Annotated in this window: 5 protein-coding genes; 4 read left to right on the top strand and 1 reads right to left on the bottom strand. The window is 40.8% G+C overall.

All coding sequences use genetic code 11. The annotated features are described in order from the left end of the window. Positions 1-228: 228 nt before the first annotated feature. The 4 genes from serC to uvrC are packed head-to-tail and all read left to right on the top strand — an operon-like array spanning position 229 to position 5826. Positions 229-1317: a 3-phosphoserine/phosphohydroxythreonine transaminase gene (serC, locus tag ACLR96_RS01755; protein WP_177269605.1), complete on the top strand. Its 1089-nt coding sequence runs from the start codon at positions 229-231 to the stop codon at positions 1315-1317. Next, a complete protein-coding gene (locus tag ACLR96_RS01750; protein ID WP_177269603.1) occupies positions 1317-2531 on the top strand; it encodes a cofactor-independent phosphoglycerate mutase in 1215 nt (404 codons plus the stop codon). The genes serC and ACLR96_RS01750 overlap by 1 nt, the downstream gene beginning before the upstream one ends. After that, positions 2434-3951 carry a serine hydrolase gene (locus ACLR96_RS01745; protein ID WP_177269601.1) on the top strand — a complete coding sequence of 506 codons (1518 nt, stop codon included), beginning with the start codon at positions 2434-2436 and terminating at the stop codon, positions 3949-3951. Before ACLR96_RS01750 ends, ACLR96_RS01745 begins: the two co-directional genes overlap by 98 nt. A 6-nt stretch (positions 3952-3957) precedes the next feature. Then, positions 3958-5826 (top strand): excinuclease ABC subunit UvrC, encoded by a 1869-nt coding sequence (gene uvrC, locus ACLR96_RS01740; RefSeq protein WP_177269598.1) that lies wholly within the window; start codon positions 3958-3960, stop codon positions 5824-5826. Positions 5827-5930: 104 nt separating this feature from the next. Here uvrC and ACLR96_RS01735 read toward each other — a convergent pair whose 3' ends face one another. After that, positions 5931-7343 (bottom strand): APC family permease, encoded by a 1413-nt coding sequence (locus ACLR96_RS01735; RefSeq protein ID WP_177269595.1) that lies wholly within the window; start codon positions 7341-7343, stop codon positions 5931-5933. Between the last annotated feature and the right edge of the window lie 123 nt (positions 7344-7466).

Below are 7466 nucleotides of genomic sequence, written 5' to 3'. Positions count from 1 at the left end.
GTCATAGATTCTTCCGATGTTGATAACATTACCTTCAGAGAAGAACCGCTGCGGCGATTGCCGCTGCGGTTCTTTTCTTATGAAAATGCAGAAGACTATTAATTATATCGACCGGGTATATACATGTTCTTTACTACAGCTTAGTAAAGTGATATAATATAATCTATTATAGGTATTTTTGAATATACTCAAATTGATAATGATTTATATAAAGTGGAGGTGACCAAATTGAGTAACGAAAGAGCATATAACTTTTCGGCAGGACCATCAATGCTGCCGATCAGTGTGATTGAAGATGCAGCTGCGAATCTGGCAAATTATAAGGGATGTGGAGAATCCGTAATGGAAATGAGTCACAGATCCGCTGAATTCAAAGCTATTTTGGAAGATGCAGAAAAAAACCTCAGAGACATTCTGAGTATTCCTGATAACTATAAGGTTATGTTTATCCAAGGCGGAGGTACTTTGCAGTTTGCAATGGTTCCCATGAACCTTTTAAGAAAATCGGGAAAGGCCGATTATATAGTGACCGGAACATGGGCTAAGAAGGCTGCCAAAGAGGCGGAAAAATTCGGGGACATAAAGATCGTGGCATCGTCAGAAGAATCTACTTTTTCATATATACCTAAGGTAAAAAGAGAAGATTTCAGGGCTGATGCTGATTATGTCCATATTACATACAACAACACCATATATGGGACTCATTATCCGTATATACCGGATACAGGAGATATACCTCTGGTGGCAGATATGTCTTCATGCATACTTTCAGAAGAAATAGATGTCAGCAGATTCGGACTCATATATGCAGGTGTTCAGAAAAATATCGCACCTTCCGGGATAGCGATAGCCATTATGAGAGAAGATCTTATAGGTTTTGCTAAGGAAACAGTACCGACATATCTCGATTATAAGATCCATGCTGATAATGACTCTACATATAATACTCCCAACTGTTTCGCCATTTATATTGCAGGGGAAGTGTTCAAGTATATTAAGGAAATGGGCGGAGTGGCACAGATGCACAAAAGGAATGTGGAGAAGGCCGCAAAACTGTATGATTTCATAGATAGCAGCAGTCTTTACAAATGCCCGGTAGCCAAAGAAGACAGATCACTGATGAACGTAGTGTTTGTAACAGGTGATGCAGAGCTTGATAAGAAGTTTGTGGCGGAAGCCAAAAAGAACAATATGCATAATCTTAACGGACACAGATCGATTGGAGGTATGCGTGCCAGTATATACAATGCTATGCCGGCTGAGGGCGTAGATGCGTTGATAGAATTCATGAAAAAATTCCAGGAGGAGAATAAATAATGAAATATCTGATATTGGTTCCGGACGGTGCCGGCGATGATAATATAGAAGCTCTGGGGAACAGAACGCCTCTTGAAGTGGCAGATATAAAAAACATAAATGAGCTTGCGCATAAGGGAATGGTAGGTATGGTAAAGACCATACCGCCGGGGGTTGCTCCGGGAAGCGATGCTGCCAATCTTTCCGTTATGGGATATGATCCGTCCGTATATCTTACCGGCAGATCCCCGCTCGAAGCTGCCAGCATAGGTATAGATATGTCTGATACAGATGTGGCGTTCAGAACCAACATCATAACCCTTACGGGTGAAGGGGAGTATGAGGATCTTATCATAACAGATCATAGTTCCGGCGATATAACTACGGAAGAGGCGGATGAACTTGTTAAGGCTGTAAATGAAGCTTTTTCCAACGAAAACATAAAGTTTTATACAGGTGTAAGCTACAGACATTGCATGATAGTTCACAATGGCTCCACAGACTATGAACTGACTCCTCCTCATGATGTTCTTACCCAGCGCGTGGGAGAGCATCTTCCGAAGGGAGAGGGGTCACAGTTCATTACTGATATAATGAAGAAGAGTTATGAGATCCTCAAAGATCATCCTGTTAATAAATCAAGAATAGAAAGAGGCCTTAATCCTGCAAATACACTATGGATATGGGGACAGGGGAAAAAGCCGAGCCTTTCATCTTTTTATGATAAATATGGGATCAAAGGTACCGCTATTTCTGCAGTCGATTTGATTAAGGGAATAGCTATATGTGCTGGCCTTAATTCAGTGGATGTGGAAGGAGCAACAGGGACTCTTCATACGAATTTTGACGGTAAGGCCAAGGCAGCTGTTAATGAATACAGGAACGGAATGGATTTTGTCTATATGCATATTGAAGGTCCTGATGAATGCTCCCATCAAGGGGATCAGGAAGGAAAGATAGCATGTATGCACAGTATCGATACGAAAGTTTTGAAACCTATTGTAGATTATTTCAGAGAAGCAGGTGAGGATTTCAGGATTCTCGTAGTTCCTGATCACAGGACGCCTCTTGCGCTGAGAACTCATTCTGCAACACCGGTACCGTTTGTAATATATGACAGTACCAAGGAAGAACCATATGATGAAAGCAAATGCTTCTGCGAAAAATCAGGTGAGAAAGGGATGTATTTTAACAGTGGATTTGAACTCGCAGACTTTTTCTTTGAAAAGAAGTAAAGACAGGTTAATAAAATTTACGATATATGCATTGATGATGGCGCTTATTCTGACGGGAGGAGCGCCTTCTTTTGCTGACGAAAAGAATAATACAGATCAAGGGCCGGGTATCAAACTGACTCCATCTGCAGATATAAACTGGGAGGATGCTCCTGTTATAGACGGTACCTCAGGTATAGTTATAGATGCGGGAAGCGGAGAGATCCTTTATGCCAAAAATGCATATGAACGCAGAGACCCGGCAAGCATAACGAAAATCGTGACTGCACTGGTAGTTCTTGAAACTCTGGATATGGATCAGAAGGTAACGGTTCCGTTAAATGCAGATGAGACAGGAACAAATATTAAGCTTAAAAAGGGTGAAGTCCTGACCGTAAGGCAGCTTATATATGCAACTCTTCTTGAATCCGCCAATGATGCGGCTGACACACTGGCTATAACGATAAGCGGATCTGTGGAAAACTTCGCCCAGAAGATGAATGAAAGAGCTGCACGATGCGGCGCAAAGGATACGAATTTTTCAAATGCCAGCGGACTTAATACTTATGGCAGCGCAGCCCATGTCACTACAGCTTATGATATCGCCATGATATCAAGAGAAGCTATGAATAACAAAGACTTTCGTAAAATAGTAGCTACGGAGGAATATACGATCCCGGCGACAGAGCTTTCAAAAGAAAGAATTATGAAAAATACAAATCTTTGTCTTTATGAAGAGAAAAAAACCGTTAAGGTTAATGGAAAGGAGCGCCCATTTAAGTATGAAGGCGCTACGGGAATAAAGACAGGTTACACAAGTACGGCAGGAAACTGTTTCTGTGGTTCAGCTGTGAGAGGAGATACAGAGCTCATAGCCGTGAGTCTCAATTCAACTTCGAAGGAGCAGCGGTTTGCTGATGTGATGGCTTTATGGGACTATGGCTTTTCAAAATATTACACATATGTGGCAGCTAAGGGCAAAGAGAATCTCGATGAGCTGAGAGTGTGGCAAGGAGAGAAAAGCCATGTTGCGGTAGGTTTATCGGAAGATCTTGATATAACGCTTAATAAGGATCATAAGGGCGGTGGAATTACTGTCGAGACTGTAAAGAATGACGGTATTCTTAAGGCGCCTGTAGAGAAGGGACAGTCTTTGGGATATCTTATAGCCTATAATGAAGATGGCGATCCTGTATCCTTTGCAAAACTTGTCGCGATGGAAGGGATAGAAAAAGGAGGCATACTTTCATATATAGGTATTGCGGATGAGAACATTTTGACGTTTATAATAGGAGTCGTAATTTTCCTCATAATTCTCATGATCATAAGAATTATGATGGTCAGATACAGAAGAAAAAAGAAGAAACGAAGGAAGGCCGAAAGAGAAAGACATATGAGAAGAAAGGAATGGCAGAAAGAGAAGAACCCTTTCGGGAATTGATTTGATATGTTTGATATACAGGAAAATCTTAAAAATCTTCCGGATTGTCCGGGAGTGTATATGCATAAGGATAAGCTGGGAAATATTATTTATGTGGGAAAGGCAGTCTCTTTAAAAAACAGAGTCAGACAATACTTTCAATCTGCTAAAAATATGCAGCCAAAAGTGAGGAGCATGGTTAGCCAGATTGCAGAGTTTGAGTATATTACAGTAGGCAGTGAAATGGAAGCTCTGATTTTAGAGTGCAATCTTATAAAGAAGCACAGACCTAAATATAATATTCTTCTTAGGGATGATAAAACATATCCATATATCAAGATAACGAATGAAGATTACCCAAGGGTGATAAAGACCAGAATCGTTAAAAAAGACGGTGGAAAATATTTCGGACCTTACAGTGATGCGGGAGCAGTCAATAAAATAGTAGATCTGCTGAATAGCAGTTTTGCTCTTAAACGTTGTTCGGCAACATCTTTTCCGGTCGGATTCAGACCGTGCCTGAATTATCATATAAATCAGTGCAGAGGGATCTGCAGTGGAGGAGTAGATAAAACAAAATATGCGGAGAGTGTTGAAGGAGCGAAAGATTTTCTTAACGGTAAAAACAAGAAAATACTGATGCGGCTTAAAGGCCTTATGGAGGAGGCCGCCGAGCAGCTTGATTATGAACAGGCAGCGGTATACAGAGATTATATTGAAGCTGCGAAAGCACTGTCAGCAACTCAGCGTGTAGTGATGCAGCACAGCAAAGATATAGATATAGTAATACCGGCAAGAGGTACAGAGGAAACTCATATGGTTCTTTTCTTTGTGCGGGATGGAAAACTTGTCGGAAGGGAATCTTACGAAATGGAAGCCTCACAGGAAGAAAACAGCAAAGAGCTGGTATCGGCATTTTTAAATCAGCATTACAGCAGACTTGCTAATTTCCCCAAAGAGATACTTCTTACTCAGATGCCTAATGACAGGGATCTTCTTGAACAGTATCTGTCGGAGCTGGCAGGTCATAGTGTGAAACTGATAAAACCTCAGAAGGGAGAAAAGAAGGCTCTTGTTGATATGGCTTTTAAAGATGTAATAGAGATGGTAAAGACCATAGATGATCGAGCGGCTAATGCCAGAGAGCGTAAACGGAGTTTGGGAGCAGATATCTTTTATATTCTCAGTGAAATGGGTAAGGTTTCGGGGGAGTATGATGGAAGAGAGTTCAGAGCTGAATCTTATGATATCTCTAATACAAATGGAGTTGATACAGTAGGTGCCATGGTTGTATTTAATGGATTAAAGGCAGATAAAAGCAGTTATAGAAAATTCAGGATAAGAAGTGTTGAAGGACAGGATGATTACAGATCCATGAAAGAAGTTTTATCCAGGCGTTTTGCCAGAGTTTTCCGAGGAGATGCGGCATTTGAAGTTCTCCCTGATATAATATTTATGGACGGAGGCAAAGGCCATGTTTCGACAGCTCTTGAAGTAATAGATCAGACAGGATTTGATATTCCTGTTGTGGGAATGGTCAAAGACGATAAACACAGAACGAGAGGTCTTGTTTACAGAAAAAGCGGGAATGGGGAGTATCAAGAGATATCACTTAAGGGAAAACCTATGCTTTTTAAATATATAGGGCGTATGCAGGAAGAGGTTCACAGATTTGCCATAGAATATCACAGAAATCTCAGAAGCAAAAGTGCTTCGCGTTCAGTTCTTGATGATATAAAAGGGATAGGACCTTCGAGAAAATCAGCTCTTTTAGAACATTTCAAGAGCGTAGATGCCATAAGGGCCGCAGAAGTCAGAGAGTTGGAAGAGGTAGAAGGAATGAATACAAGTGCAGCGAAAGCTGTTTGGAAGTATTTCCATAAGAATATAAAATAATAAAACAATGAAAACAGCTTCTCGATATTCGGGAAGCTGTTTTCTTGTGAACTAAAATTTAAAAAGTATGTATCATCCATATGTTATATATAAAGTCGGTGTAATTATTCACTCAGGTTCATGTCAGGAGGCAGTGACCTGAAGAATTTTGTGGAAATAGCAAGTGCGATGAATCCAAGGACTAACCACAGGATTCCCAGAGTCTTTGACAGGCTGTCTAAGTTGATCCATAAAACAGCACATATCACAGCGCCTATTATAGGGCAGATGAGGAACTTGATTATATCAGCGCCTTTTCGTCTTTTACCTTTTATAAAATAATGAGCTATTACAGAGAGGTTAACCATTACAAAGCCCAAAAGAGCTCCGAAGTTTACCAGTGATGCTGCGGCAGACAGATCCAGAATCATTGCTGATAATGATATTACAGCAACGATGATTACGTTGATTGAAGGTATTTTAGTTTTTTTGTTTACGTAACCGAATATTTTTTTAGGCAGCAGTCCGTCTCTTCCCATTCCGAAGAGGATTCTTACAGCTGATGCCTGAGAGGCTACGGCAGATGCTGTGGCTCCGATTACCATCATGGCACAGAATATGAGAGCTACTACATTACCGAGAACATGGAACATATATTCATATGCGCCGGAGTCAGGGTTTTCGAATGAGAACCAAGCTTCAGGCCATGCAGACTGCATAATGTATGACATTACGATGAAGGAACCGCCTGCAGCAAAGCATGTTATAAGAAGAGCGCGTCCTATGGTTTTTTCAGGTTCTACAGTTTCTTCTGCTATAGTAGTTACGGAATCAAAACCGAGGAATGACATGCACAGAATAGATGCGCCGCTGAAAATGGTAGCCCAGCCAACTTCAGGTTTTGCGAATTCCTCAGCATTGAAGAATGCCGATGGGTCCAGTATAGTACCAAGACCTCCGCCTCCGAATATATATTTGAGGGAGAAGATGACAACCGCTACAACGAAAACCAGCTGTATAATGATAAGCGTGTTGTTGAATATCTTCGTAAAGTTCATTCCGAAAAGATTTACGACTGTTACTATAACGATGAATACCGCTATCCATGCTGTCGTAGGGATCTGAGGAATGAGTATGTTCATATAAAGACTGAGTGTTACATAGTTGAACATAGGAAGAAGGATGTAGTCCAGCAGTATTCCCCAGCCTGCCATGAATCCTATATGTGGGTTTATACTTCTCTGGGTATATGTATAAACAGATCCGGCGATAGGGAATGCTCTTACCATGTGCCTGTAACTGAGGGCTGTGAACATCATTGCCAAAGTGGCGACAGTGTATGTAAGCGCCAGCATTCCGTGAGTCATGCCACAGACAAGTCCGTAAGTGGAAAAGATTGTGATTGGAGCCATGTAGGCTATACCGAAGAAAACTACTGAAGGCAGTTTCATTACTCTGTTTAATTCCTGTTTGTAATGGAATTTGTCGAGATTACCGCCGGAGTTTTCGATGTTGTTGTTTATTTCATTATTTGACATTTCTTTTCTCCTTGTAATCAGATTTGAATAAATTAATATGATTGCATTGATGGATGATAACTTTGATTTCGGTAATTATTGATAAATGTTTTAGGCTTCGTAAATGATATTTCCGTCCATTAC

The organism is Lentihominibacter sp., assembly GCF_046951855.1.
Classification (GTDB): domain Bacteria; phylum Bacillota; class Clostridia; order Peptostreptococcales; family Anaerovoracaceae; genus Lentihominibacter; species Lentihominibacter hominis.
Note: the sequence above shows the minus strand (reverse complement) of the source record. Positions and strands in the feature narration are given on the sequence as shown.

Excerpts from the sequence above, each read along its gene's own strand:
- ACLR96_RS01750 (WP_177269603.1), top strand. The coding sequence starts at position 1,317 with ATGAAATATCTGATATTGGTTCCGGACGGTGCCGGCGATGATAATATA.
- uvrC (WP_177269598.1), top strand. The coding sequence starts at position 3,958 with ATGTTTGATATACAGGAAAATCTTAAAAATCTTCCGGATTGTCCGGGA.
- ACLR96_RS01745 (WP_177269601.1), top strand. The coding sequence starts at position 2,434 with ATGATGAAAGCAAATGCTTCTGCGAAAAATCAGGTGAGAAAGGGATGT.
- ACLR96_RS01735 (WP_177269595.1), bottom strand. The coding sequence starts at position 7,343 with ATGTCAAATAATGAAATAAACAACAACATCGAAAACTCCGGCGGTAAT.